2 protein-coding genes are annotated in these 1,632 nt (G+C 74.8%); both read right to left on the reverse strand.

The genetic code is table 11. From position 1 onward, the window contains the following. The coding region (locus tag G3I65_RS09075; RefSeq protein WP_160695693.1) for a hypothetical protein at positions 1–1,177 on the reverse strand (1,177 nt) is incomplete at its 3' end. Further along, positions 1,174–1,632, reverse strand: a 459-nt coding sequence (locus G3I65_RS09080) for a hypothetical protein (RefSeq protein WP_160695694.1), incomplete at its 5' end; no start/stop codon positions are given. The genes G3I65_RS09080 and G3I65_RS09075, both read right to left, overlap by 4 nt.

Genomic DNA, 1,632 nt, shown 5'->3' on the forward strand with positions numbered 1-1,632 from the left:
CGGCGGGGCTGAGGTTGCGGCTCGCGACGGACCCGGACGGCAGCGGCAGGCCCGAAGTCACGACGTCGGCCTGGACGGTGAAGAACACCTGCTCGGCCCGCACCACGTCGGGGAAGATCCCGACCGGGCGGACGTCCCGGATCGCCTGCTGCACGGCCGCGCGCAGCCCGGCCGCGCCGTCCCAGACCGCGGCTTCGGTGGGCGCGACGAGGACGGTGACGAAGAACGGCGACGACAGGTCGCGGTCGGCCGCGAACAGCCGTTCGAAGAAGGCGAACTGGCCGAAGATCGACTGCGACAGGTCGAGCCCGCCCCAGCCGTCGCGCACGACGACCTGTCGCACGCCGGGGACCAGCGCCACCGTGGCCGCGATCGCGTCCGCCGTCCACAGCGACCGCGGCGCGGCGAGCAGCAGCGCCCGGTAGCGGTCGTCGTCGAACTGCGCGTTGCCGCCGGTCAGCGCCTGCGTGTGCTGGACGCGCACCAGTCCCTGGCCGATCGACGACGCCGTGGCGAGGAACCCGGCCGCCACGTCGGCCGCGATCATCGCGGCGAGCTTCTCGTCGGCGATCTCCCACCGGTCGATCCGCTGCGGGTGACCGCCGGCGGCGTCGGTCACGGCGGGGTCGAGGTTGCCCACCGGCCCCGGGTCGAAGCTCGTCACCGGCACGACGGCGGTGCTCACCCCGGTGGTGAACTGGACCGCGGCGGCCAGCGCGACGCGGTGCCCGCCCGGCGTCGAAAGCCGGGAACCCCGGGGCAGCACCAGTTTCGGCACGCCCGAGGGCAGCGCCTTCGCCAGCGTCAGCGCCACCGAGCCGGTCGCGCTGAGGAACGGCCGGGTGATCCCGAGCTCCTCGCCGAGGTCGGACAGCGCGCGGCCGCGGGCCGTCACGACGAAGCTGTCGTCGTACTCCGCCGCCAGCGCGGCCCAGGTCCGCGCGTCCTCCAGGGCGGTGACCTCGAGGAGCTTGCGCACGACGCTGCCGCTGGAGAGGTCGATGGCCGGGTCGATCAGCTGCTGCGCGAGCGCGATCTTCTCGGCCAGCAGCCGGGTGAACGGCTTGGGCAGGAACCCCGCCGGGGTCACGCCGAACCCGGCGCTGCCGCTGGAGCGGGTGACGGTGGCGTCGACGGCGAGGACGTCGGTCAGGTCGATGCTGGTCTCGTCGCTCACGGGGCCACCTCCCCGAACGGCGTGCCGGAGGCGAGGCCGCCGGTGTTCAAGGTCGCCGGGTCGCCGCTGACCGCCTCGAACGAGACGACCACGTCGAGCCGGCGGGAAGCGACGTCGCCGGTGGGCGACGTCGCGGACAGGTCGACCACGCGGCGCACCCGCGGGTCGGCCGCGACCAGCTCGACCACCGCGCTGCGCAGGCCTTCCCGCGCCAGCACCGGCGACGTCTGCTCCACCATCGGCGTCAGGCCGAGAAACCCGAACCGCAGGTTGAACGGGTCGCTGCCGCGCAGCGTGGTCAGCCCGACCGCGAGGTCCTGGCAGAGCGCGTCCACGCCGTCCACGAGGTCGAGGTCGACGCCGCCGGACGTGCTTCGCAGCACCAGATCGCGGGCCGTGTCGGCGGGGTCGGTCAGGTCGGCGCGCACGCCGACGCCGAGCAGCGCGCGGCGGCG

The sequence above is a fragment of the Amycolatopsis sp. SID8362 genome, from assembly GCF_010550475.1.
GTDB lineage: Bacteria > Actinomycetota > Actinomycetes > Mycobacteriales > Pseudonocardiaceae > Amycolatopsis > Amycolatopsis eburnea.